Here is a 24,264-nt window from a genome sequence, read left to right as displayed (position 1 = left end):
TCCAGCCGCGGGGGCGGCGGTGTGTCCCTCCGTCTGTCCAGCGTGCGCACCTTGGACAAAGGGTGGCGCGCCGGGCGCGCGGCCACCTGACGCCCGAAAGACTCGGCCGCCTATTCGCTCCCGGCCCGGCGCTTGGGCCCTCTCACGCCAACTGAAACGGCAAGGCCCTCGGTGTCTTCCCGGTCAACCGCGCTACCGCGTTGGCGAACGCCGGCGCCAGCGGTGGCAGGCCTGGCTCGCCCATGCCCGTGGGCGGCTCGGCACTGGGCAAGATGTGCACGGCCACCTGGGGCATGTCGGTGATGCGCGGCACGGCGAAGTCGCCGAAGTTGCTCTGCTCCACCACGCCATCCTTGAGGGTGATGGCCGCGCCCGGCAGGCACATCGACAGGCCCATCAGCGCCCCGCCCTGCACCTGCGCTTCCACGCTTTTCGGATTCACCACCAGGTTGCAGTGCACGCCGGCCGTCACGCTGTGCAGCTTGGGCGTACCGTCTTTGACCGACGCCTCGACCACATAGGCCACGACCGACTGGAACGACTCGTGCACCGCCACGCCCCAGGCGCGGCCCGCCGCGAGCTTCCTCTTGCCGTAGCCCGACTGCGCCACGGCCAGCTGCAGCGCCGCCTTGTGGCGCGGGTGCTTGTCGCCCATCAGCGCCAGGCGGTAGGCCACCGGGTCTTGCTGGGTGGTGCGGGCCACTTCGTCGATCAGTGTCTCCATCGCGTAGGCGGTGTGGGTGGAGCCCACGCTGCGCCACCACAGCACGGGCACGTTCACCTCGGGGTGGTGCACCGACAGCTTCATGGGCACGTTGTAGGGCTCTTTCATGCCCTCGATGGCGGTGGCGTCGATGCCGTTCTTGACCATGAAGGCCTCGAACGGTGAGCCCTTGGTGATGGACTGCCCGACGATGGTGTGGTCCCACGCCAGGATCTTGCCCTGCGCGTCGAAGCCGATCTCGGCGCGGTGCACGTGCATGGGGCGGTAGTAGCCGCCCTTGATGTCGTCCTCGCGGCTCCACAGCGTGCGCACCGGGGCGGTGATGCCCGCCGTGCGCGCGGCCTTGGCCACGCCGCAGGCTTCCACCACGTAGTCGCTGGTGGGGATGGCGCGGCGGCCGAAGCCGCCACCGGCCATCTGGGTGTGGACCTTGACGTTCTGCGGCTCAAGGCCCAGCGTCTTGGCAGCGGCCATGGCGTCCAGGCCCGGCATCTGCGTGCCCATCCAGAGTTCGGCCTTGTCGCCGTCGAGCTTGACGGTGCAGTTCAGCGGCTCCATGGGCGCGTGCGCCAGGTACGGAAAGACGAACTCGGCGTTGATCTTGTGCGGTGCGCTGGCCAGCGGCCCCGTGTCTGCCTGCATGGCGACCAGGCCGGGCTTGGCGGCCAGCTCGCGGTACTGCGCCAGTTGCTGCGCGGAGTCGGTGGGCTTTACGCCGCTGTTGTCCCATTCAGCCTTCAGGGCATCGCGCCCCTGCTTGGCGGCCCAGTAGCCGTCAGCCACCACCGCCACGCCTTCGCCGCCCCGGTCGGTGGGCACGCGCAGCACGGCTTTGACGCCCTTGACGGCCTTGGCCGCCGAGTCGTCCAGCGTCTTGAGCTTGGCGCCGAACACCGGTGGGCGCGCCACCACGGCGGTGAGCATGCCGGGCAGGCGCACGTCGATGCCGTAGTCCTGCCGGCCGCTCGACTTGGCCTTGGCGTCGAGCCGGCCCGTGGGCTTGCCGATCAGGCGGAACTGCTTGGGGTCCTTGAGCACCACTTTCTCGGGCACGGGCTGCTTCATCGCGGCCTCGGCCAGCGCGCCGTAGCCCAGCTTCTTGCCGCCGGGGCCGACCACAAAGCCGTTGCTGGTGCGCAGTGCCGATGCGTCCACACCCCACTGCGCGGCAGCGGCGCCGACCAGCATGGCCCGGGTGCGCGCGCCCAGTTCGCGGTACTGGGTGTACGAGTTCTTGATGGAGCCGGAGCCGCCGGTGATATGCATGCCGAAAGCCGGGTCCACATAGGCGGGGTTGGCGTCTCCATGCACGCTGCGCACCTTGGACCAGTCCGCGTCCAGCTCTTCGGCCAGGATCATGGGCAGGCCGGTCTGCACGCCCTGGCCGAAGTCCAGGCGGTTGATGGTGACGGTGACGGTGCCATCGGCGTCGATGCGCACAAAGGCCGAGGGCTGCTCGAAAGGCTTGAGACCGGCGGGTGCCGCAGCGGCCGCACCCTGCGCGGCGGCCGCCAGCGGGAACGCGCCCAGCGCAAACCCAGAGGCTGCGGTGACTTTGAGGAAGGTGCGGCGTGCAAAGCCGCCGGCACCGTCGATGGCGTCGTCTGCTCCTGAATCAGTAGCGCCTTGCGCCCTGTCCATGAGCGCCAGAAGGTTCTTGGGCATGCTGCTGCGCGCTGCCTCTACCACTTGAGGGTCGAAATGCATGGTGTTCTCCTTCGGTGCTTGGGTCAGGCCAGCGTCTTGGCGGCGTCGTGGATGGCGGCGCGGATGCGCACATAGGTTCCGCAGCGGCATACGTTGCCGGCCATGGCGGAGTCGATGTCGGCGTCGCTCGGTTTCTTCTTGCCCTTGAGCAGTGCGGTGGCGCTCATGATCTGGCCGCTCTGGCAGTAGCCGCACTGGGCCACGTCGTGCTTGACCCAGGCCGCGTGCACGGCCTTGCCCACCTTGTCGCTCTCCGTGACGGCCTCGATGGTGGTGATCTTCTGCCCCGCCGCCGCCGAGATCGGCGTGATGCACGAGCGGATCGGCGCGCCGTTCAGGTGCACCGTGCACGCACCGCACAAGGCTTGGCCGCAGCCGAACTTGGTGCCGGTCATGCCCAGCGTGTCGCGCAGGGCCCAGAGGATGGGGGTGGATTCGTCGGCGTCGACGGGCGTGTCTTTGCCATTGATGTTCAGGGTGGGCATCGTGGGACTCCAGGGGTGAAGGTCAGCGCCTGCAAAAGACGGCGCAATCAGGTGCGGCTGTATCGCCGCTTGGTTTTCTCGTTTTTTTAAGAGAATGTTTATTCGATTAAATCCGAAATTCTGAGTTTGTGCTGGCGGTCAGGCTGGCGGGGCGGTGTCGCGCATTGCATTCACGGGCGGCCAGGGCCTTCATGCCTTGAGCGCATCCCAGCACAGGCCAAACGCCATCTGGTGCACGGCGTCGTCGTCGGGCAGCGTCTTCGATCGGATCAGACTGGCCGTCTCGCGCACCGAGCCGACAAAGCTGGCCGTGAGCAGCGGCACCGGCACGGCCTTGAGGATCTCTTGCTGCTGCCCTTCGGCCATCAGCGCAAAAAAACCGGCCATCAGCCGCGTGGAGAATTCGCGGTTGCCGTCGGTGAACCAGGGCGAGTTGTAGTACTGCTCCTGGAACACCACCTCGGCATACTGGTCCAGCCGGTGGCGCAGCAGGTTGCACCAGCTGCGGCGCACGCGGGCGCGGTAGGGCATGTCGGGCAGCACGCCCTCCATGAGGCGCGTGGCCGTCACGGTCTTGGCGTCCTGGTAGAGCTGGCTGATGAGTTCGTCCTTGGACGGGTGGTACACGTAGAGCGTGCTGGTGGCAATGCCCGCCGCCCGCGCGATCTCGGCCATGGTCAGGCCGCTCAGGCCCGTGCGGGCCACCAGGTCGAAGGTGGCCTGCGCAATGGCGCGCTGTTTCTCATCGTCCTTGGGTTTCATGGCGGGGCGACTATAAGCGAATAATCATTCGGCCACAACCAGCGGGTGCCGAGCCCGGCGCAAACGCCTGCCGTAGCGCAAGGCGTGATGGTACGGGCGATGCACAATCGCTGCCATGACCACGCACTCCATCGCCGACCTGCGCAAGAGCTACGAGCGCGCAGAACTCAACGAAGACGCCTCGCACGCCGCGCCGCTGCAGCAGTTCGACCAGTGGCTGCAAGAGGCCATCAAGGCCGAGATCCCCGAGCCCAACGCCATGACGCTGGCCACCGTGGGCAGCGACCTGCGCCCCAGCACCCGCATCGTGCTCATCAAGGGCTACGACGAGCGCGGCATCGTCTGGTTCACCAACTACGACAGCCGCAAGGGCCGCCAGATCGGCGGCAACCCGTTCGCCGCGCTGCAGTTCCATTGGGTGGAGCTCGAGCGCGTGGTGCGCATCGAAGGCACGGTGGAGAAAGTGAGCGACGAGGAAAGCGACGCGTATTTTCACAGCCGCCCGCTCGACTCCCGCATCGGCGCCTGGGCCAGCCCGCAGAGCCAGGTGATCGCAGGCCGCAGCGTGCTGGTGGCCAATGCGGCCAAGTACGGCGCGCAGTTCCTGCTCAAGCCGCCGCGCCCGCCGCACTGGGGCGGCTACCGCCTCAAGCCCGAGCAATGGGAGTTCTGGCAGGGCCGCAAGAGCCGCCTGCACGACCGCCTGCGCTACCGCCTGGACCAGGGCGAGTGGGTGCGGGAGCGCCTCGCACCCTGAGCGAGGCCTGGCCGCCCCACCCGGGGCGCGCCAAGGGCGCACACAGGAGCACACAGGAGCACACAGGAGCACACAGGAGCACACAGGAGCACACAGGAGCGCACGGGAGCCCAAGGGCGGTGGGGGCCCTGTTCATCTTCCGTTCATGTCCCGCTTCGTCGCGGTTCATGGGCGCATCACGTTCTGTCCACCCCTGCCCGGTTCAATGGGAACCGCTGACTTCGCAGTCGGCGTCAACAACTCACAACCATTGAACTTCCATGAAAATCAACCGCCTGGCACTGGCCGCTTTCCTCGTCACCGCCGCTTCTTTGCAAGCCCACGCCAAGACACCCGTGGTCAACCACGCGATCAATGAGGCCGAAGTGCTGACCGCGCAGCAGAACTGGTGCAAGGCGCTGCTCGACATCAGTGCCGTCCACCAGCGCGACGGCGTCGCTGCCGCCACTGCGCTCGCGGCCAAGGTGATCGACAGCGCCTACGGCTACCAGTTCGGCGCCGTACTGTTCAAGCCCACGCTCACCGTGGCGCCGCAGACCTTCCGCACCGACCGCGCCGGTGCGCTGGCGTACTTTGTGGGCGGCAACCCCAGCTACCCCAACGACACCGGCTTTGCGCTCAAGGGCTGGAAGAAGTGCGATGTCGACAATGCTGCGGTCTACATCTCTGGCGACGTGGCCATGACCATGGGCAACGTGCGCTTCACCGGGCCCGACGGCACGGTGACCACGGTGGACAAGACCTGGAGCTTCGCCAAGGACGATGCGGGCCAGCTGCGCATCGTGGTGCACCACTCGTCGCTGCCCTACGCGGCCCGGTAAGGCGCAACGCACCGGCCCGGCCGGTTTGCCTTGCTGCCTACAGGTAGCCATTGCGCCGGCCGCGCCTTACACGGCGAAGAACTTCGTCACCCCGAGGATCACCACCGGCATGGTGATGAGCGCCAGCGCCGTGGACACCGCCACGCTGGCAGTCACCTCGTCCTCGGCCACCTGGTAGCGCTGTGCGAACAGGAACACGTTGGCCCCCACCGGCAGCGACGCTGCCACGATCATCACCGCCAGCGGCATGCCCGACAGGCCCAGTGCCCAGGCCAGCGCCACCAGCACCAGCGGGTGCACCACGCACTTGACCACCGCGATGCGCAGGGCCGCCTTGAAATGGTGGCCCACCTTGGTGAACGCCAGCGTCACCCCCACCAGCAGCAGCGAGATGGGCCCGAGCGCCTGGCCCAGCAGCAGCATGGGCTTGTCCACCACGGCCGGGATGGCGAGGCCCGTCTGCGCAAACAGCAGGCCCGCGATGATGGGCAGCGGCACCGGGTGCACGATGCCGTTGCGCACCGCCTGCAGCACGGTGCGCCACATGGCCTGCTGCGTGCCCCCGGCGCGGCCCGCATGCTCGCGCGCAGAGGCCAGCTCGAACACCACGGTGGCGGCGGTCAGCAGGATGAGCGCGTGCACCGAGATCAGGGTGAACAGCGTCACCAGCCCGGCCTCGCCAAACACCAGGCTTACCAGCGGCACGCCGATCATGATGGTGTTGCTGAAGGTGTTGGCCAGCGCGCGCGCCGCCGCCAGGCTGGAGAAGCCCAGCACCGCCATGGTCACGCCAAAGACGAGCATCGCCGCCGCGAAGTAGATGGCGATGGGGCCGAAGTCCAGGTCCTGCACATGCACCGAGCTCATGGTGCGAAACAGCAGCGCAGGGGTGAGCACCATGAACACGAGGTTGGCCAGGTCTTTCACGGCCTCGGCCCGTATCCACCCGCGCCGCCCCGTGTAGAAGCCGATGACGATGAACAGGATGACGGGGAGCAGCGAGGTGACGACGGGCGAGTTCACGGTGGGCGGCACGGCGCGCTGGGGCGGCCGGCAAAGGGGTGGACGACAGCGCGGCCTATGGTGGCCGCGGCCGGTATTGTGGCCTCTGCCGCAGGTGCACCACAGCCTTTGCTATGAATTGAATAGCTGCTCCCGCAATCCCATCAAGCGGTGGGTGCCATTTTTCTTCAGTTTTTGGCATTCACCCGGGCATGCATCCACCCACAGGCCAGCATGCGCCGCCCGCTGAAGGGGCCGGCGCCACAGGTGCAACACGCTTTGGAGCGCCCTATAGTGCCAGCCAGCATCCGCCACAGCGTGCATCGACATGAAGTTCGCCGCCTTCTTTCGCAACCTCAACCTGGGCCACGGCGCCGCGCCGTCGCGCGCTGAACTCGAGAGCATCTTCACGCGGGCCGGCGCGGGCGAGGCCGCATCGTTCCAGACCAACGGCACGGTGGCCTTCACCGCACGCGGTGTGCGGCCCGCACGCCAGGTCCTGCGGGCGGTGCAGGCGATGCTGGTGCACGAGCGCGGGTTCGACGAGCCCGTCTTTCTGCGCGACATGCCCGGCCTGCTGTCCCTGCGCTCCCGCGACCCGTTTACCGGCCTGAGCAAGAGCCCGCCCGTGTACGACTTCTACGTGACCTTTCTGCACGACGACGCGCAGGTGGTGCCAGGTTTGCCGCAGAGCAACGCCCGCGGCGATGTGCAGGTGCTGCTGTACACCGACACCGCGTTGCTGTCGGTGAGCCACGCGCACGGCCTGACGATGGGCAGCCCGAACGTGTGGGCCGAAAAGCTCTTCGGCCTGCCCGCCACCACCCGCACCTGGGGCACGCTGTGCCGGCTGCTGGAGCGCCATGCGTGACTGCCCGTGGAACGAACTGCCCGGGGTTTGCCTGTCTCCTTGGCCGTTTGCCCAGCGCGCAGACTGGCAAGCTGGCGGGGCTGACTGGGCGCTTGCCGGGGGCCCACCTCTGGGTGGCCGTACCGGCAGCACCACAGGCCAGCGCGCACAGGGCGCCCTTCCCTGCCCCCGTTGGTGAGGGGCAGTGGAGCCGGGCTACACCACGACATCCGGAGGGCTCCATGCTGTACACAGAACTTGAGATCCACGCGGCCGTGAAGCGGCTGATCCGCGAAGGCTACGCGGCGCTGACCCGGCGCCAGCAGCACATCGTGGACTCGCTCTCGGCCATCTGCTGACGCTGCTGACGCTGCGGCCAGCGCGGCCCGTCCCGCAGCGCCCAGCCGTTACTGCGCGGTTGGCGCCGCCGACAGCAGCAGCGCCACCCCTTCCAGGCCCATGACCTGGTGGTCGGCCCCGTCCCAGGGGCTGACGCCGGGCCGCACGGTCTGCACCGTCACCATGCCCAGCGCGCGCCCCGCGCCCAGCTCGGACAGCGGGTTGTCGCCCACCACCAGCACCTGCCGGGGTGCACACCCTTCCTGGGCCAGGATGTCCGCAAAGATGCGGCCCTTGCCGTGCGGCCCGGGCTCGTCGATGGCGTCGATCACCACGCGCTCGAACCACGGCGCAATGCCCAGCGCGTCGATCTTGCTCTGCTGCAGCCGCCGAAACCCGCTGGTCACCAGGTACTTGCGCACCGGCAAGCCGGGCAACTGGCCGATGTCGGCGTAGCCCGACAGCGGCGGGCGCATCTCCATGCGGCAAAACTCCTGCCAGCCCGCGTCGCGCATCGCGGCGCTGAAGCCGAAGCGCTCGGCCACCAGGTCGAAGGCCGTGTACCAGCACTCGCCAATGGCTTCTTCGAGCACCTCGGGCGACAGGGTGCCCTGGTTGGCCTGACGGATGGCCACGAAGGCCGACTCGAACAGCGTGCCCATGGCGCGGGCGTCCAGCAGGCAGTTGTCCAGATCAAAAATCGCCACGGTGCAGGGCTTGCGGTGGGCGGGCACGAGGGGGATGGGCTCAGTCATTGCGGGGTTCGTTGTTGCAGTTCATCCGGGTCTAGCCAGCCACCACGGACACGCCGTGGTCCGCCAGCGTCAGGCTCACCGGCGCGCCCACATCCAGCGGTGCCTTGACCAGGGGCGAGACGACGAAGATCTCGCCCAGCGCGCTGGCAAACGTGTATTCCATGATGCTGCCCAGGTAGGTGCGCTTGGTCAGCCGGGCGGCCAGGCCCGCCGTGGTGGCCGGGCCGATGATCCAGGCCTCGGGCCGCACGGCGATCTTCACGGGGCCGGACGGCAGCGAGGGCGGAGACGGCACGCGCAGCGGGCCCAGGTCGGCATGGCCCGGGGCGCCGCCATCCGCATGGCTTCGCTGGCTGGCTTGGTTGGTGCCCTCGAACAGCATGGCCTCGCCCATGAAGCCGGCCACGAACTCCGACGCGGGCTGCTCGTACAGCTCGCTGGGCGCGCCGCGCTGGGCGATGGCGCCCCTGTTCATCACGATGATCTGGTCGCTGACCGCCAGGGCCTCGCTCTGGTCGTGCGTCACGTACGCCACGGTGAGCGACAGCCGCTGCTGCAGCGTGCGGATCTCTTCGCGCATCGCGCGGCGCAGGCGGGCGTCCAGGTTGGACAGCGGCTCGTCGAACAGCAGCACCGCCGGCTCCAGCGCCAGCGCCCGGGCCAGCGCCACCCGCTGCTGCTGGCCGCCCGACAGCTCCGCGGGCCGGCGCTGGTCCAGCCCGTGCAGGCCCACGGTGTCCAGCATGGCGCGCGCCTTCTCGCGCACCTGGGCCTTGCCCAGGCCCGACATGCGCAGGCCATAGCACACGTTGTCGATCACGTTCATGTGCGGAAACAGCGCATAGCTCTGGAACACCAGGCTCACATTGCGCTGGGCCGGGCCCAGGGTGGTCACGTCGTGGCCGTCGATGAAAATGCGCCCGGCCGTGGGCGACTCCAGCCCGGCGATCATGCGCAGCGTGGTGGTCTTGCCGCAGCCCGACGGCCCGAGGATGGTGGTGAGCGTGCCCCGGGGCACGGCAAAGCTGATGTGGTCCACCACCAACGGGTCGCGGTCGGCGGGGCCAAAGCGCTTGCACACGCCCTGGAACTCGATGCCGTGGGACGCCAGGGGCGGTGGGAATGAAGACAGGGTCATAGCGGTGGTTTCCTCAGGCAGGCGCGGCGCCTGGCGCTGCGGGCAGGCCGCCCGGGGCCAGCGTGGCGCCCGTGTCCCCCGGCGCGGCCGACGGCCCCCAGGTCACGAGTGCATCCACGCCCACCACCCGCCCCGCGTCCTGCCGGTTGAACAGGGTGACCTCGGCGCCCATCGACTCGGCGATCTGCTTGCAGATCGACAGGCCCAGGCCCACGCCGCCCTTGCCCGCAGAAAACGGCTGGAACAGGCGCTGGCGCACCCCGTCCTCGATGCCGGGGCCTTCGTCCCACACCAGCATTTCGCGCCAGCCGGTGCTGTCGCGCAGCAGCACGCCCAGCCGGCCGTGCGCCGGTGTGTGGTGAATGGCGTTGGCCAGCAGGTTGCGCATCAGCTCGCCCAGCAAGGCGGCGTCACCGGGCACTGAGAGGTCAGGCCCCTCCAGCGCAAAGTCCAGGCGTTTGGCGGCGATCAGCGGTGCCAGCTCCATCACCGCCTCGCGCGCCACGGCGTTCAGGTCCACGCAGGGCAGCTCGCCCATGCGCTTGAGCTGCTCCACCTTGCTCAGGCTGAGCAACTGGTTGGCCAGGCCCGAGGCCCTGTCCACCGTGTGCAGCATCTGCTGCAAGGCGTCGGCCGGCAACACGTCGCCATGGATGGCCGACTGCAGCTGCGTGCGCAGCACCGCCATGGGGGTGCGCAGCTGGTGCGTGGCGTCGGCCAGAAAGCGCCGCTGCTCGTCGATCCAGCGGCTCTGCCCCGCCTGCAGCGTGCGCAGGTGCACCACGGCAGGCGCCAGTTCCGACGGCCCTTCGTACGGCGCCACGGCCGCGCCCGCCGGCCGCTCCAGCGACGCATCCGCGCGGCGCAGCCAGGCGGATGCCACATGCGCCAGCGCCACCGACACGGCACTCATCGCCAGCGCCAGGGCGTAGACGGCGCGCAAGACCGGGTTGTCCAGCATCTGCCCCACGGTGGGCAGGCGCTCGTTCCAGCGGCGCGCCACCTGCCGCACGACGGGCTCGCCGCCGGCGGCAACCCCTGCGGGCTGGTACAGCGTGGCGCCCACGCGGGCCAGTTGGCCGTCGATCTCCGCCAGGTAGAAGTGCACCTGCCCGGGCGCGCCGAGTTCGTGCACCGACAGCAAGGGCGGCACCGCCGCGCTGCCCGCCAGGCGCTCGCCGCCCAGCCGGGTCTCGCGCAACCACTGCGGCCGGACGGATGGCGTGGCGTAGGCTGGCGCACCGGTATCGGCGTCGTTGTCATTGTCGTTGTCGGTGCCTTGCCCCGCCGGCCAGGCCAGCAGGGCCACGCGCAGGGTGTTGTCCTGCCAGTCGGCATTGGTGCGCATCTGCTGCACCGCATGTGCGCCAGTGAACAGCGCCACCAGGCCCCACAGCGCCGCCAGCGGCCACACCACCAGCAGCCGCAGCAGCGAGCCGCCGCGCGGCTGCCAGCGCCGCGGCCCGTGCCACGCACCCCACCGACGCCGCCTGGGCGTCACCGGGGCGCCCCGCCCTTTTGCGCGGCCATGCTGTCGCCGTCGCACAGCAGGTAGCCCACGCCGCGCAGGGTCACGATCTCGGCATTGGTGCCCACCAGCTTCTTGCGCAGGCGGTGCACGACCACCTCCACCGCGTCGGCCTGCACCTGCTGCTCGCCCGTGTCGGCAAACACCTGTGTGCGCAGCTCTTCCTTGCTCACCACCCGGTCCACGCGGGACATCAGCAGCCGCAGCAGCTCGGCCTCGCGCTGCGACAAATCCAGCGGCAGTGCGTCGTTGTAGAAGACTCCGCTGCCGGGCTCGCGGTACAGCGTGCCGCAGCGCAACTGCCCGTCGCGCCCCACCCGCCGCGTCAGCGCCCGCAGGCGCGCCACCAGCTCGTCCAGGTCGAACGGCTTGGCCAGGTAGTCGTCGGCGCCCGCCTCCAGCCCCGCGATCCGGTCCGTCACCGCCGCGCGGGCCGTGAGCGCCAGCACGGGCGTGGTGCTGCCGCCGTCGCGCAAGCGGCGCAGCACCTCCAGGCCGTCCAGCCCGGGCAGCGACAAATCGAGCGTGATCACGTCGAACACGGTGCGGCGGGCGGCCGCCAGCGCCTCCTTGCCGTCCGCACAGCACAGCACCTCGAAGCCGCGCGCCGCCAGGCTGCGGCTCAGGGCGCCGGCCAGATCAAAATCGTCTTCGACCAGGAGGAGTTTCATAAGCAGGGGATCATGCCGCGTGCGCACAGGGGCTGCCATTGTGCTTTCACCAAGGGTGGGTGAAAGCAAGTCGAAAGCGGGTGGATGCAGTGCGACGGCAGGCCTGCTGTCGTGACAGGCGACGCGCTGGCTGTCCCTGCCTGGCTCACCGCAACGACCCTGCCGCGCCCGCGGTGGCGAGCCGCGCCTCGACCAGAGCGACTTCCTGCGCCAGCAGCCCGCGCAAGCGCTCGGCACTGAACGGCGCCGTGATCAGCACGGTGTTGTTGTTGTCTGACGAGGCACACAGCTGGATGCGCGCAGCCTGCGCCGCAGTGCCCGCCAGCACGCGCAGCACCCGGGTGCTGCGCTGCGGATGCCACTGCACCTCGCGGATGAAGTACGTGCGCGATACGCCTTTGTCGATGGGCTCGGGCACCAGCCCGAAGTGGCCCGCCAACAGTTCGTGAAGCTCGGTGTGAGTCATCCCACCCGCCCCGCCCATCCCCACTGCCCCACGACCAGCCAGCCCCACATGCCCAGCACGGCCAGAAAATTGACCATGAAAACGACGCCACGCAACCGCACATTGGACGTGAACACCTGCACCAGGCTGTGCGCCACGCGGCCTGCGATGAATGTCCAGGCCAGCGCGACCTGCACGGTATCCACGGCCTGCAGTTGCCACAGCAGCAGGCACACCACGTAGAAGAACAGCGGCCATTCGAACTGGTTGGACAAATTGGCGCTCACCCGCCGCTCCATGGCCGCCCACGGGTTGGAGCCATCGGGATTGCGGCCGATACCCCACACTGTGGGGGCGCGCACTGCAGTGAGCAGGGCATACAGGAGAGCGGCCAGTGCGACGTGCAATGCCATGGGGTAGAGCAGTATGTTGGGCATGGTGGACTGGCGCCGGGCAGGCAACGGGTGGACGTGGATGGATATGGACGGGCGCCTGGCCTGGCAACCCGGATTGTGCGTTGATCTCTGACGTATTTTGCGTGCCTGAACACAGGCGTCGGGCCCTGTGCCATGCCATCATGCGCGCGCTGGAGGACAAGGCGCGTGCGCTGGGCACCCGCCAGGCCTGCCTTGCGCCCGGTCCCGAGGTCATGTCGTATGGCCTCTATGCCAAGTATGCCTACGGGCAGGTTGCATCGCGGTCGGTTCTGGTGTCTGCACAGCAGCGAGGTGAAGGTTCATAGGTCACTGGCGAAGAGACGTCCTGCTGCAGCGCAGTCACGGCGCCTCAGCGTCATGGACATCGACCAGCCACGTTGGTCACAAAGAAAACGTGTACCCCGACTCTGCCTGTGCGCGCAGCCACGCGAACAACTGCTCTGCGCCTGCCACGATGGGATTGAAAAGGGCAGATTCTTCGTGCGACCAGAAGTACACGGCACCGACGTCCGGCCCCGCGGTGCGCAGCAAGAAGCAGTCGCTCGAGTTCTCGTCGCCCACGATGGGCAGCATACTCAGAGGGTCGATCCCGTCGTCGGCGATGGCCTGCCGGATCTCGGCGGCCAACTCGGGCGAGCTGTCGTCGTGCAGGCCGAGCCAATCCATGATTTCTGCGTGCTTCTCCACCGCCTGCGGGATGCTGAACAGCTGGTAGGACTGGCGGTACTCGCCATCCACCACCGTCAGTTGGTGCGATTGGTCGGGGGCGCTGATCCAGTGCAGGTATGCGGCGCACGCAGTGCTTTGCACGACGGCAGGAAAGTGCTCGCGCAGCAGATCGAGCTCTGCCGCTGTGGCGCCCTCTCCTTGGGCATATTCGAATCGCAGTGCACTGATGCGTTGGCGCTCCGCGTCGTTCGCCTTCGCGGTCTCGCGCTGGATGTAGTTCTGGTAGACGGGGTCGCCCAGCACCTCAGGCATGCGCAAGCTCCATTTGCGGTGGCACGCGTGAGCCTCGGCGGTGCGTCCCAGCTGGAGCAGAGCTGTCACACGAAACTGCTGTATCGGGGTTGTGCCACTGCTGGTGCTGTCGGCCAAGGCAATGGCCTGCAGTGCCTGCTCGGGCTCGTTGGCAATGCACAGAGCGTACTCGGTCATCGTCTGCGCGGCAGCGGCGAGTTGCGCCGGTGCGCCCCCATAGCTGTCGCCGAAGTAATAGCTGCTGCTGCCGGTGTGCATGTAAAACGGGCCGGTGTTTTGTTCCTCGGCACTGGTGATGATGGCAACGCAGTGGTTCAGCGCAGCGGCCCAGTCGTCATCGGCACCCGGGCCCGGGTTCGCGCGTGCGCGATTGGCATGCGCACGCTGCGCTGCCGTATGCCAGAACCACGCACCCTCGCTGTCCCGGCATTGCTGCAGCAGTTCCAGAGCAATATTGTTATCGCCGCATTCGGTGTGCAGCGCTGCCAGTTCCATCAGGCACTCGTCGCTGGTCTTGGGCCGGTGGCCGGCAATGCTTGCAGGCCCGTACACCGTTCCCGGTGCCACTACCTCCTGAAAACCGGCGTCCGCCAACGTGGCGCGCAGGGCGATGAACCGCTGCAGCACCGCCTGCGGTCCGCCGTCTGCGGGAAAGGCGAGGTCTTCCACCATCTTGAAACGCTCGGCCGACGTGCGCGCCTCCTGCCGCTTCCAATACGCTTGTCCGTCATAGCCGTTGGGATGGAGCGTGAGCTGGATGAGCAACGGCGCGCTGTTCTTGCGCTGGGGGGCCGTTTCGATCCAGTGGCAGGTGTAGGCAGTCATGGCGTGCTGGGCGCTGGGGGAAAAGTAGTGTAGTGCTTAGTGAACGGCCAACCGACATGGCTCGAACTGGCTCTTTAGCAGTTAGCCGTGGTGAACGAATAGCTGTGTCAGGCCGATCGCAAGTAGTTGATGCCGCATTCCCAAAGGACGACCATCACCGCTGTTTGGATAGTTCTTCGGCACCAGGCGCATTGAGCTGTGTTGCAACTTGCGCTTTTGTCCGCGCAGCCCTCTTCTTCCACCATATCCACACACCGGTGGCAGACAGTATCGCCACGCCGACGCCCAGCGCGGCGACGATGACGCGATAGACGGGATCGAAAACCCGCCCCGTGTGAAGCGCGCGCAGCCATTCGGAGACGAGGTTGCCCATGGCAGCGTCGCGCTCCAGGTGGATCGCGATCATCTTGCCCGTGTCTGCGTCGATCCAGACATCCGATGCCGCGCCGTGCGAGCGGATGTCGCGTGCGGTGTGGGACCGATAGAGGTACGCACCCAGTGCGGGCCGGTACCAGAGGCTGTCTTGCGCGTGGATCTGAAAGCCGCGCCGTGCAGCCTCGCCTTGCAGCAAAGCCTGGCCGATGGTGTGCGCCTCGCGCCAGGACAATCGCGGGTGGTAGTCGGGTTGGGCCAGCGGGCGGAGCTCGGTGTCTTCAAACCGTAAGACCTGGGACATCAGCGGCTGGTACACCGCGGTCCTCAGGTTGAGCATCACGCTCGACCACGCAAAGACGAGCAGCAGCAGCCAGCACCAGAGACCGAAGGCGCGATGAAGGTCGAAGATGCGTCGGAAGGTGGAGGCGCCGGGCTTCAGGGTCCAGGCGGGCTTCCACCGTGCGAAGAAAGGCGACCGACTGGGCAAGGTCAGCGCAACGCCTACGAAGCAGTCGAGCGTCCACAGGAGCGCGACCACGCCCATGAACAGCTTGCCCCAAGGATGGGGCAGTGCCAGCGCCTCGTGCAAGCGCCAGATGAAGGGCACGATGTTCTCGCGCCGCCAGACGCCGCCATCAAGGAGTTGGCCCCATTTGCGGCCGCCCAGGTACGCGCCGGTATAGGGGTCGAAGAACACCTCATCCACCTTCAGCTCGGGCAGACTGGCCTCGGCAGCCTCCGGTCGGGGCCACAAGAAAAACCGTGCCGACGCGCCAGGGCGCGGGAAAGGCACTTGGTCGACCCGTGCTTGCGGAAAGTGGGCCTGCACCTGATCGCGCAGCGCCAGCGGGTCGATCATCGCGGCGCTGGGGATGGCAGCGACGATGAAAAGCCGGGGGTTGATCAATCCCTCCAGCTCATCCTTGAAGGCCAGCAGGCTACCGGTGATGCCGGCCACGCCCAGGAACAGGGCGGTGGCCAATCCGATCCACCGGTGCAGGCGCACGAGCGCAGGGCGCATCCTGGCTGCGTGCGTCAGAACCGGTAGCTGACCGTGGCAGTCACGGTGCGCGGGTCTCCATAGCGGCAGCCGTAGAAGTAGCACTCACCCGAGATGTACGTCTTGTCCGCCAGGTTCTTGATGTTCAAGGCATAGCTCATCGGGCCGTGCTCGTAGGCGACACGCAGGTCGAACAGCGTAAAGCCCGGGGTTGCCTTGCCGCCGTTGAAGGAGCCCGGGTTGTGGGAGGTGTGGCGCACGCCGCCACCGATGCTCCATCCTGGCAGGCTCCATTCGCCCAGTCCGTAGTCCGCCCACAGGGACAGTAGTTCGAACGGCGCACGGAATCGCGTACCCACCTCCGCTGGCCTGTTGCTCTGGGTGACGCGAGCATCGGTGTAGCTGTAGGCTGCGATCAGGTTCAAATTGCGTGTGAGCGCAGCCTTGGCCTCCAGCTCGAAGCCGCGGGAGCGCACTTCGCCGGTCTGCACGGAGAAGCTGCTGTCCACCGGGTCGGGCGTCGTGATGTTCTGGCGCCGCAAGTCATAGACGGCAGCGCTCAGCATGATATTGCCGTCCTTGGGCTGGTAGCGCACCCCGATTTCGTACTGCTCTCCCGTCGTGGGCTTGAAGCGGCTGCCGCCACGGTCCGACCCGCTCACAGGCTCGAACGACTGGCTGAAACTGGCATACGGCGCGATGCCGTTGTCCGCGAGGTACACCACACCGGCGCGGCCGGTGAAGGCATCGTCCTTGCGGCGGTCGCCGACAGGGTCCTGGCTCAGGTCCTTTTCCTGGCTGCGCACCCAGTCCTGGCGGCCGCCGATGACGGCCACCCAGCGCTCGGCGATCTTCATCTGGTCCTGCACATAGATGCCATAGCGCTCGTTCTTGCGCCGGGGATTTTCGTTGCGGATGAACGACTGTGCGGGCTTGCCGTAGACCGGCTGGAAGATGTCGATGGGCGCCAGTGATTCGAGGCGGCGGTCGCTGTTGTAAGTGTCGCGGCTGTAGTCGAAGCCGGTGAGGATGGTATGGCGGACGGCGCCGGTGGTGACCGTGTTTTCCAGGTGGGTGTCGGTGGTCGTCACGGTGGCACGGTCGTCGAAGGTCCAGCCCAGGCGGTTGCGTGTGCGGTGGTCGGCGGGCTCGAAGCCCAGGTCGTACTGGTTGAAGAGGTCGTTCTTCAGGTACCGGAAACCGTGGTGCAACTTCAAGCTGTCCGAGAAAGCGTGGTCGAACTGCCAGCCGATGCTGCTCGTGTCGTTGTTGAAATCATTGCGGCCCGCCTCGCCCAGGAAACGGTCCCGGGGAAGCTTGCCCAGGGGGTTGGGCAGCAGCGTACCTTCGGCTGGCAATGCACCGGCACTGCTGGTGCGCATGCGTTGGTAGTTCGCCAGCAAAGTCAACGACGTGTCGTTGGAAGGGCGCCAGGTCAGCGCCGGCGCGATATAGGTCTTGTCGTCACGGGTGTAATCCACTGGTGTGTCGCTGTCGCGCACCAAGGCGGTCAGCCGGTAGGACCAGACTCCGTTGTCGTCCAGGGGCCCCCCGAAGTCGGCGGAGATCTGCTTGCGGTTGAAGCTACCGTACTCCAGATTCACTTCGCGCAGCGGGGTCAATGTGGGGCGTTTGCTCACCGAGTTCACGAGGCCGCCCGGCGCAACGGTGCCGTACAGGACGGATGAGGCGCCTTTGACGACCTCCAGGCGCTCCAGGCCATAGGGTTCCTGCTTACCGCCGAAGATCGTGGCCATGTAGCGCATGCCGTCACGGTAGAAGTTGCCGGACTCAGGGACCGCCTCGAAACCCCGCAGCAGCATGGAGTCTGCGCTGCGCGGGTCGGAGTTCACCACATGCGTGGCCACCCCTGCGGTGTAGCCCAGCGCATCCTGAAGCGTGTATGCCTTCTGCACCTGCATCTGCTCGGCAGTCACCACCGAGATGGATTGCGGCGTCTCGATAAGGGGCGTATCGGTCTTGGTCCCAGTCGCACTGCGTTGTGCGACATAACCGGCAACGGGCCCGGTCGGGGACTCCTGCTCGGCTTGCGCCGTGACCGTCACAGTGGGCAATCCCTTTTGCGCCAAGGCCCCTCGTCGGATCTGGATGAGACCGCAGGTGTTCTTCTCAAAAGATAGCTGCCGTTGGCACCGAGTGTGGCCTCCAGCCCGGTCCCCGCCAGCGCCTGGCTGAACGCTTGTTCCAAGGTAAGGCTGCCCTGCACAGGCGCACTGCGCAGACCCTGGACCAGTGCGGGGTTCATGGCGATGACCTTGCCGGCCTTGCGCGCAATGCCTGTGAGGGTGGCGTCCAGAGCGGCGGCCGGCAGGTTGTAGCTGGCTAGCGCGCCGGTGTCGGCTGCCGAGTTTGCGCTCGTCGGCTGGGCCCTTGCCGGCATCACCGGCACGGCGCTTGCCGCGAGCAAGGCAGCCAGTGCCAACGGGTGCAGGGGCCTTTTGGGCGAGGCGAGGCTTTTCCAGGGATGCATGCAGTTTCTCCGGAGGGATGTAGATGGCTGAAAAGTGAGGTACTCACCAACCATGAACCCCGACCGTAGAAAAGTGACAGGGCGACGTGGAAAAGAATCAGGTCACGTCAATGGTCACCCACCAGCCCATGCGGCGCTGGATGGTGATGGGCAAGGCCTGCACAAGAGCATCGAGAGTGCGGTTGACATCTTCCAGGGGAAAGCTGCCCGTCACGCGCAACCGTGCTGCCTGCGGCGAGACGCGCAGCATGCCAGGGTGGTAGGGCCGCAGCGAATCCACCACCTCCTGCAACGGGCGGTCGTGCACCTCGATGAAGCCGTCTTCCCACGCAGCAGCAGCGCTGGGGCTCAGCTTTTCAGGTTGGACGCCGTGTGCAGTAAGCCGGGCACTCTCGCCTTCATGCAGTGTCAAGGACATGCCCGCCAGGGATGAGACATGCACGCTGGAGTGCAGCACAGCGACCAGGCTGCTTTCGGCATCCTGGCGCACGAGAAACCTGGTACCCAGTGCCTGCGCATGCCCTTGCTCTGTATGGACAACAAAAGGCCGTCCGAGGGGGTCCCGGGCAACCTCGACGATCAGCTCTCCGGTCCGCAAGTGCAAATGCCGGCTTGTGCCATCGAAAACATGGTCCACGACGCTGCGGGCGTTCAGCCACAAGCGGCTGCCGTCTTGCAGGGCGTAGACGCGGCGCTCTGCGGTGCCAGTCGAAAAGTCTGTACCCAATGCCGACAGGGGGCGGCGCCCATGAGACCACAGCAGGCCACCGCCCGCCCCTGCAATGACCAAACCCAGGGTGTTGCGCAGCGCCTGGCGCCTTGCAGGCTTGGCGAGCAAGCTCTTACGCATGGCCTGGCGTGGCACAAGCCCGGCAGGCAGGTTCCCGATCGTCCCGAGTGCGCGCTCCAGGTGCGCCGCAGCCGCTTCGTGGCGGGGATCTGCATGCCGCCAGTGGTCGAAAGCCATACGGTCCGCAGCGCTTGCATCGCCCGAGCGCAACTGCACGGCCCACGTGACGGCCTGCGCGGCGATCGGGTCCGAGGCGTCCGGGGTGCTCAGCCCAGAAACCAGACCCTGGCTCGGTGGCCGATGGAGGTCGGCTGCATCAGAGCGCGGCATAGCACCGCTTCAAAACGTCTGCCATGTACTGCCGCACCCTGCTGACGGACACGCCGACTTCGAGCGCGATTTCGGCGTAAGTCATGCCGTCAAGTTGGCTCAGCAAAAAGGCCCTCCTCGCCTTGACGGACACTCCGTCCAGCAACGCGTCAATGGCCATGAGGGTCTCCAGCGCGATGGCCCGGTCTTCGACGGAGGGCGTGAGTGCTGGTGGAACCAGGGCCAGTTCGGCCAGCCATGCGTGCTCCAGCCGCTGGCGTCGCTGGTGGTTCAGCAGCACGTTGCGTGCAACGGTTGTCAGGTAGGCACGGGGTTCATCCAGTTGAGCTGGTACGCGGGAGGTGATCAGCCGCACGAAGGTGTCGTGCGTCAAATCCGCAGCGCCATGAGAACAGCCCAGTTTCTTGCGCAACCAGCCCTGCAGCCAGCTATGGTGATCCACATAGAGCGTCTGGATTTGATCTTGAATACCGATGGCGTTGGCGGACACGGTGACCTCGGAGGCGCGAAGTGATGTTTGAGAATAAGAATTGTTCTTATTGTAGATCGCAATGCTTCGTGTGCCGAAGGGCGCTCTGTGCTGAGGCACAGACCTGGGGTACACCGGAGATACTCCAGGGTCATCGGCTACTCAAACCTTTTAACCGGCCTTCTCGCTTTGAGCATGAGGCCGACCACCCCGCCAAGAATTTCCAGAGTGCGCCTGTCTGCGCAGTCACCTCAGCCGCCGCTCTTGACTGATACCCGCATTCAAGGTCGAAAGAGCGGACGACAGCCGCTTGCTCTGCTGTCTCAAACCTTCAGCGACCGCTCCAGGTCGGTCAGCCGGTAGCGGGCCAGGGCCAGGTTGCCCTTGCTGCGGTCCAGCACCAGGTACAGGAACAGGCCTTCGTTGTTGGGGATCAGGCGGATCAGGTGGTATTGCTCGGCCAGCGTGATCAGGATGTCTTCGATGCCGCGGCGGATGCCCAGGGATTCCATGGTCTTGAGCTTGGCCTGCACGACCTGCGTGTTGCCCGCGGCGGCAAGGTCCAGGTTCATGCCGCTGCCGGCCTGCGCCAGGCACATGCCGCTGCGGTAGTCCACCAGCGCCACGGCCAGTGCGCCGTCGATCGTCATGGCTGCGTCCATGGAACTCTTCAGATTCGAACTCATACCGTCTGTGCCTTTTTTCTCTTCGTTGAAATAATCATTGACCGTCTTGACCTTGCCCACCTGCTCCATCAGCACGAACCACAGCGTCTGCGGGTCGCTGTTGGGCAACTGGTATTTGTGAACCCCTGCACGCGGGTGGGTGCGCAGGAACTTGGCGATCTCCATGTCTTCCATCACGGCGTTGGGCAGCAGGAAGAACCACACCGCCCGCGCGTCCAGCAGCGGCTGCAGCGCCAGCACCGACGGCAGCATGGTGAAGGCGCCGGGGCCCACCAGGATGGCCACGGCGTCGGGCTGGGCTGGCAGCTGGGACAGATCCGGCACGTTGGCAGGCCGGTACCAGCTGACCTCCGGAGACCCCGCCACACCGCCCAGTGGCATCTTTTCCCAGGCGCCGTGGCCGGTGGTGCCGGTCACACCGAGCTGGGCCAGCGCGTAGCCGCCAATGCGTGAAGTCAGGTCCAGGACGGCAATTTCGGGTACGGGCATCGACGGTCGGCTCGGTAATAAAGAGGGAAAGTGGCTGATCTGGACATCGGGGTTGGTGGACGGGGACCTATCCACTCGCCCCATGTGGCAGTGCCGGATGTCGGCGGACAAACACCCACGAAGCTTCGCCAGCGGCGCGGGTGGGTGTCCGGGTGGCCCGATCGCCATCGCCCGGCGCGGGACGCCGTGGGGACGATCGGTTTTTGATCAGGTGCTGGGTCTCAAACCAGGGTTTTCACCGAGGATTTTATGACTTGTATCCAGTTATTGCAAACAATTGAATTTTGTTAACAATTGGAATGAACTGGCGAGACTTCCCGTCCATTCCTGGTCAACACGGCCCGGGCGCGGGCTGCCAACCCGCATGGCGCCCGGGCCCGTCCATCAAAACGCCACCTTCACCCCCACCGTCACGTTGCGCCCCATCAGCGGCGCCGCGTTCTTGATGAACGAGGTGTGCGCATACGCCAGGCGGTCGGTCAGGTTGTTCGCCTTCACATACGCCTGCCACGGTGTGCCGCCGCTGAACTGGCCGCTGTAGCTCACGCCCACATTCAACATGCCGTACCCGGGCGTGGCGGTTTCGAACTCCGCCACACGACCCTGGCGGGCCACCTGCACCCATTCGACCTGGCCTTCCCAGGCGTTCCAGTTGCCGTCCAGGCGCAGGCCGGCGCGGGTGGCGGGGATGCGCGGCAGCAGGCCGCCGCCGGCCAGGCGCGCGCGCACGGTGTCGCCGAACAGGGTGATGCCGAAGTGGCGGTTCAGGCGCTGGCGCACCTGGCCTTCGATGCCGGTGAAGGTGGCGTCGGCCTGGCTGTACTGCAGCAGTTGCAGGCCATCGACCTCGTCCAGCGTGCGGCCGTAGATGTAGTTGCTGATGCGGTTACGGAACACGCTCACGCCGAAGGTGGTGTCGCCGCTGGTCTTCTTCAGGCTGACGTCGATGTTCTGCGAGATCTCGGAGCGCAGGTCGGGGTTGCCGCGCTCGTACGTGCTGGTGGCCATGTGCAGGCCCTGGGCGTACAGCTCTTCGGCCGACGGAGCCCGGCTGGCGCGGGTGAACGAGGTGCCCACCTGGTAGCCAGGCGTGAACTTCCACACCGCACCCAGCGACGCGGACGTGCCGTTGTGGCTGCGCTCGATGCCGCTGGTCTGCGCCTCGGCCGTCTGGCGGTCGTGCCGCAGGGCGGCTTCGAAGCGCCAGTCGCCCAGGCGGTATTCCTCCAGCGCGAAGAAGCCGAGCTTGCGGGTGATGGTGGGCTCCACATACGCCTCTTCGCCCTCGGCGCTGAACTTGCGCTGCGAGGTCTGCAGGCCGATCAGTCCCTTGAAGCCGGCGATGGGCTCGTGCTGCAGCTCGATGCGGGTGTCGTAGGCCTTGTTCTTGAAGGTGGTGCTGATGGCGCCGTCCTCGACCTCGTCGTGCACATAGTCGGTGACGCCGGCGCGCAGGCGCAGCGCCGAGAAGCCGGCAAAGGGGTTGCGCAGCTCACCGCGGATGTCGAAGCGTTCGCTGCGCAGGTCCACCACCGGCACGTCACCGGCCTCCGCGCCATGGTCATGGTCGTGGCCCTCCTCACCTTCGTCGGCATGGGCACCGCAGTGCAGGTGGTCGCCGTGGGTGTGGCACCCCTCGAAGCTGTGGTTGTGCCCTGGCAGGCCGTACTTGGCAGTCTGGCGGGTGTAGGCCGCGCCCAGGTAGCCGCGGTCGCCCACCCACGACAGGCCGACGCTGCCGGTGTCGGTGCGGTTGAAGCTGCCCAGCACCTTGCGGCTGGGCTCGCCATTGGGCGCCCAGCCCTTGCCCACGCGGTAGTCGCTGGCGTCGCGCGACACGCCTTCCACGTGCACGGCCAGGTTGCCGGTACCACCCGTGAGCGAAAAGGCCCCTGCCCCTTCGCGCGCGCCGGTGTTGGCGCGCAGCTCGGCGCTGCCTTCGTAGCCCTTCTCCGGCACGGCGGTGGGGATCTTGCCGTCGAGCACGTTGACCACGCCGCCCACCGCACCGTTGCCGTAGACCAGGGCCGACGGGCCGCGCAGCACTTCGATCTGCGTGGCCAGCAAGGGCTCGGACACCACGGCGTGGTCGGGGCTGATGGTGGAGGCGTCGTGCAGCTCGGCCCCATCCGACAGCACCTTGACGCGCGGGCCGTCCATGCCGCGGATGATGGGGCGGCTGGCGCCCGCGCCGAAGTGGCTGCTGGTGATGCCGGGCTCGCTGTTGAGCGTCTCGCCCAGCGTGGCCTCGCGGCGGCGCACGAGCTCGTCGCCTTCCAAGACGGTCGCAGGCGTGGTCATCTCCGTGGCGCCCAGTTGCAGGCCGCTGGCAGACACGGTGACGGACGGCAGGCTGGGCGCGGTATCGGCCGACACCGGCGCCGATGGGGCCGCAGCAGATGAGGCCTGCGCATGCGCGATGCCGGTGCCCGACAGCGCCAGCATGGCCGCGAAGGCCACGGGACGAAGGGCTGGGCGGCTGCGGTGGGCGGCAAAACGGGGGGCGAGGAAGGTGTGTGTCATGGTGGTGCTTGCTTGCAACGGGCAGGTGCGCACCGCGATGGCAGGGCCAGGCGTGCGGCGCGCGGCTTTACGCCATGGGGCGTAGAGCCATGAATAAAAATGGCCTCCAGCGCTTGATGGTCAAGCGCCAGCAGCTATGAAATCAGGAGTAAATGGGAGGCTAAAGCACCGATCGCCGCAGTGAACGACAGGCCCGTGGCCGCGCCAACGGCTGCACGGCGATCCAATCCGATCAAGTGCGGTGCAGTGCTGTCAGGCGACAAGGCTCAGGCAGGCACTGGACGGGGCCAGACGCCAATGAGCCCAGGGGCGTGGTGCTTATCAAGCCGAAGGCGGGCCGCGCGCCTGGAACAGCGCGACGTGCGAAGCGGCGGTGCGCAGCGCATGGTCGGCAGGCGGTGCGTGCGCAGGCACCGCGTCGGGCAGCGCCAGGGTGGCACTGTGCAGGGCATCGCCCAGCGCAAGCTGGTCGAGCAAAAGGCAATCCACGGGCGCGTGCTGCCCCAGGAACAGCGACCAGAGCCCGTGGCTGTGGGACGCCGCGGGCAGCGGCGCGGCATTTGCCGTGCCAGGGGCTGTCGCTGCCGATGCCACGGGCAGCGAAGACGCCAGGGCTGCACTGTGCGCCAGCACCCGCCCGGCATGCACCCGATCCAGCGCGCCGCCGTGCGCCACCTGGTGCAGCCGCCCCAGCGTTGGCACCACCACCAGGGCCAGCAGCAGCCACGCCAGCGCCAGCCGCACCAGGGCTTGGGTCTGCAGGCGGCCCGCCCACCCGCCCACACCGCCCGGCATGTGCCAAGGCGCGCCCTGCCCCGCGCTGCGGTGGGCAGGCGATGGCAGGTGCCGGCGTGGGCGGGATGGAAAAGTCACGACAAGATGCA

Annotated in this window: 23 protein-coding genes; 4 read left to right on the top strand and 19 right to left on the bottom strand. The window is 67.2% G+C overall.

Going from position 1 to position 24,264, the window contains the following annotated elements:
* Positions 1 to 142: 142 nt before the first annotated feature.
* The 3 genes from ACSQ3N_RS12945 to ACSQ3N_RS12935 form a co-directional block, all read right to left on the bottom strand.
* On the bottom strand, positions 143 to 2,431 hold the full coding sequence (locus ACSQ3N_RS12945) for a molybdopterin cofactor-binding domain-containing protein (protein WP_436146441.1): 2,289 nt from the start codon (positions 2,429 to 2,431) through the stop codon (positions 143 to 145).
* A 23-nt stretch (positions 2,432 to 2,454) separates the two neighbouring features.
* Entirely contained in the window at positions 2,455 to 2,916 is a 462-nt protein-coding gene (locus ACSQ3N_RS12940; RefSeq protein WP_056166251.1) for a (2Fe-2S)-binding protein, read from the bottom strand.
* 189 nt (positions 2,917 to 3,105) lie between these two features.
* Positions 3,106 to 3,678: a TetR/AcrR family transcriptional regulator gene (locus ACSQ3N_RS12935; protein ID WP_056166258.1), complete on the bottom strand. Its 573-nt coding sequence runs from the start codon at positions 3,676 to 3,678 to the stop codon at positions 3,106 to 3,108.
* A 115-nt stretch (positions 3,679 to 3,793) separates the two neighbouring features.
* On the opposite strand from ACSQ3N_RS12935, the gene pdxH reads away from it, so the two are divergent.
* Both pdxH and ACSQ3N_RS12925 read left to right on the top strand, forming a co-directional pair.
* Complete coding sequence (pdxH, locus tag ACSQ3N_RS12930) at positions 3,794 to 4,435, top strand: pyridoxamine 5'-phosphate oxidase (protein ID WP_056166266.1); 642 nt, start codon at positions 3,794 to 3,796, stop codon at positions 4,433 to 4,435.
* A gap of 260 nt (positions 4,436 to 4,695) precedes the next feature.
* Positions 4,696 to 5,256, top strand: coding sequence for a hypothetical protein (locus ACSQ3N_RS12925; protein ID WP_056166268.1), 561 nt, complete (start codon positions 4,696 to 4,698; stop codon positions 5,254 to 5,256).
* A gap of 66 nt (positions 5,257 to 5,322) precedes the next feature.
* Here the strand turns inward: ACSQ3N_RS12925 and ACSQ3N_RS12920 are convergent, their stop codons facing one another.
* A complete protein-coding gene (locus ACSQ3N_RS12920) occupies positions 5,323 to 6,279 on the bottom strand; it encodes an AEC family transporter (RefSeq protein ID WP_056166555.1) in 957 nt (318 codons plus the stop codon).
* A 307-nt stretch (positions 6,280 to 6,586) separates the two neighbouring features.
* On the opposite strand from ACSQ3N_RS12920, the gene ACSQ3N_RS12915 reads away from it, so the two are divergent.
* Positions 6,587 to 7,129, top strand: a complete 543-nt coding sequence (locus ACSQ3N_RS12915; protein ID WP_436146440.1) for a DUF1697 domain-containing protein — start codon at positions 6,587 to 6,589, stop codon at positions 7,127 to 7,129.
* Positions 7,130 to 7,515: 386 nt separating this feature from the next.
* On the opposite strand, the gene ACSQ3N_RS12910 is transcribed toward ACSQ3N_RS12915, so the two are convergent.
* The 6 genes from ACSQ3N_RS12910 to ACSQ3N_RS12885 all read right to left on the bottom strand — a co-directional run bounded on the left by ACSQ3N_RS12910 (position 7,516) and on the right by ACSQ3N_RS12885 (position 12,421).
* A complete protein-coding gene (locus tag ACSQ3N_RS12910; protein ID WP_436146439.1) occupies positions 7,516 to 8,202 on the bottom strand; it encodes an HAD family hydrolase in 687 nt (228 codons plus the stop codon).
* Between the two features lie 31 nt (positions 8,203 to 8,233).
* Complete coding sequence (locus ACSQ3N_RS12905; protein WP_436146438.1) at positions 8,234 to 9,340, bottom strand: ABC transporter ATP-binding protein; 1,107 nt, start codon at positions 9,338 to 9,340, stop codon at positions 8,234 to 8,236.
* A 13-nt stretch (positions 9,341 to 9,353) separates the two neighbouring features.
* Positions 9,354 to 10,841 (bottom strand): sensor histidine kinase, encoded by a 1,488-nt coding sequence (locus ACSQ3N_RS12900; RefSeq protein ID WP_436146437.1) that lies wholly within the window; start codon positions 10,839 to 10,841, stop codon positions 9,354 to 9,356.
* Positions 10,838 to 11,539, bottom strand: coding sequence for a response regulator transcription factor (locus ACSQ3N_RS12895; RefSeq protein ID WP_056412063.1), 702 nt, complete (start codon positions 11,537 to 11,539; stop codon positions 10,838 to 10,840). The genes ACSQ3N_RS12900 and ACSQ3N_RS12895 overlap by 4 nt, the downstream gene beginning before the upstream one ends.
* 145 nt (positions 11,540 to 11,684) lie before the next feature.
* Complete coding sequence (locus tag ACSQ3N_RS12890) at positions 11,685 to 12,005, bottom strand: hypothetical protein (protein ID WP_436146436.1); 321 nt, start codon at positions 12,003 to 12,005, stop codon at positions 11,685 to 11,687.
* Positions 12,002 to 12,421 carry an MAPEG family protein gene (locus tag ACSQ3N_RS12885; protein ID WP_436146435.1) on the bottom strand — a complete coding sequence of 140 codons (420 nt, stop codon included), beginning with the start codon at positions 12,419 to 12,421 and terminating at the stop codon, positions 12,002 to 12,004. The genes ACSQ3N_RS12890 and ACSQ3N_RS12885 overlap by 4 nt, the downstream gene beginning before the upstream one ends.
* On the opposite strand from ACSQ3N_RS12885, the gene ACSQ3N_RS12880 reads away from it, so the two are divergent.
* Positions 12,391 to 12,726 carry a GNAT family N-acetyltransferase gene (locus ACSQ3N_RS12880; RefSeq protein WP_436146434.1) on the top strand — a complete coding sequence of 112 codons (336 nt, stop codon included), beginning with the start codon at positions 12,391 to 12,393 and terminating at the stop codon, positions 12,724 to 12,726. The two genes, ACSQ3N_RS12885 and ACSQ3N_RS12880, sit on opposite strands and share 31 nt — an antisense overlap.
* A gap of 76 nt (positions 12,727 to 12,802) precedes the next feature.
* On the opposite strand, the gene ACSQ3N_RS12875 is transcribed toward ACSQ3N_RS12880, so the two are convergent.
* From ACSQ3N_RS12875 to ACSQ3N_RS12835, 9 genes are all read right to left on the bottom strand, one after another.
* Entirely contained in the window at positions 12,803 to 14,227 is a 1,425-nt protein-coding gene (locus ACSQ3N_RS12875; protein ID WP_436146433.1) for a hypothetical protein, read from the bottom strand.
* Between the two features lie 154 nt (positions 14,228 to 14,381).
* Positions 14,382 to 15,623, bottom strand: a complete 1,242-nt coding sequence (locus ACSQ3N_RS12870; RefSeq protein WP_436146432.1) for a PepSY-associated TM helix domain-containing protein — start codon at positions 15,621 to 15,623, stop codon at positions 14,382 to 14,384.
* Positions 15,624 to 15,637: 14 nt separating this feature from the next.
* On the bottom strand, positions 15,638 to 17,668 hold the full coding sequence (locus ACSQ3N_RS12865) for a TonB-dependent siderophore receptor (protein ID WP_436147951.1): 2,031 nt from the start codon (positions 17,666 to 17,668) through the stop codon (positions 15,638 to 15,640).
* On the bottom strand, positions 17,665 to 18,093 hold the full coding sequence (locus ACSQ3N_RS12860; RefSeq protein WP_436146431.1) for an STN domain-containing protein: 429 nt from the start codon (positions 18,091 to 18,093) through the stop codon (positions 17,665 to 17,667). The genes ACSQ3N_RS12865 and ACSQ3N_RS12860 overlap by 4 nt, the downstream gene beginning before the upstream one ends.
* A gap of 97 nt (positions 18,094 to 18,190) precedes the next feature.
* Entirely contained in the window at positions 18,191 to 19,213 is a 1,023-nt protein-coding gene (locus ACSQ3N_RS12855) for a FecR family protein (RefSeq protein WP_436126676.1), read from the bottom strand.
* A complete protein-coding gene (locus tag ACSQ3N_RS12850) occupies positions 19,200 to 19,703 on the bottom strand; it encodes a sigma-70 family RNA polymerase sigma factor (RefSeq protein ID WP_436126675.1) in 504 nt (167 codons plus the stop codon). Before ACSQ3N_RS12850 ends, ACSQ3N_RS12855 begins: the two co-directional genes overlap by 14 nt.
* 302 nt (positions 19,704 to 20,005) lie before the next feature.
* The gene (locus ACSQ3N_RS12845) at positions 20,006 to 20,368 is read right to left on the bottom strand and encodes a hypothetical protein (RefSeq protein WP_056412345.1); all 363 of its coding nucleotides are present in this window, start codon (positions 20,366 to 20,368) and stop codon (positions 20,006 to 20,008) included.
* Positions 20,369 to 21,241: 873 nt separating this feature from the next.
* Positions 21,242 to 23,380 carry a TonB-dependent receptor domain-containing protein gene (locus tag ACSQ3N_RS12840; RefSeq protein WP_436146430.1) on the bottom strand — a complete coding sequence of 713 codons (2,139 nt, stop codon included), beginning with the start codon at positions 23,378 to 23,380 and terminating at the stop codon, positions 21,242 to 21,244.
* Between the two features lie 321 nt (positions 23,381 to 23,701).
* The gene (locus ACSQ3N_RS12835) at positions 23,702 to 24,253 is read right to left on the bottom strand and encodes a hypothetical protein (RefSeq protein ID WP_436146429.1); all 552 of its coding nucleotides are present in this window, start codon (positions 24,251 to 24,253) and stop codon (positions 23,702 to 23,704) included.
* Positions 24,254 to 24,264: the final 11 nt, after the last annotated feature.

Source organism: Acidovorax sp. LjRoot194 (assembly GCF_964253015.1).
GTDB lineage: Bacteria > Pseudomonadota > Gammaproteobacteria > Burkholderiales > Burkholderiaceae_C > Acidovorax.
This window is presented reverse-complemented; position numbering and strand designations above follow the sequence as displayed.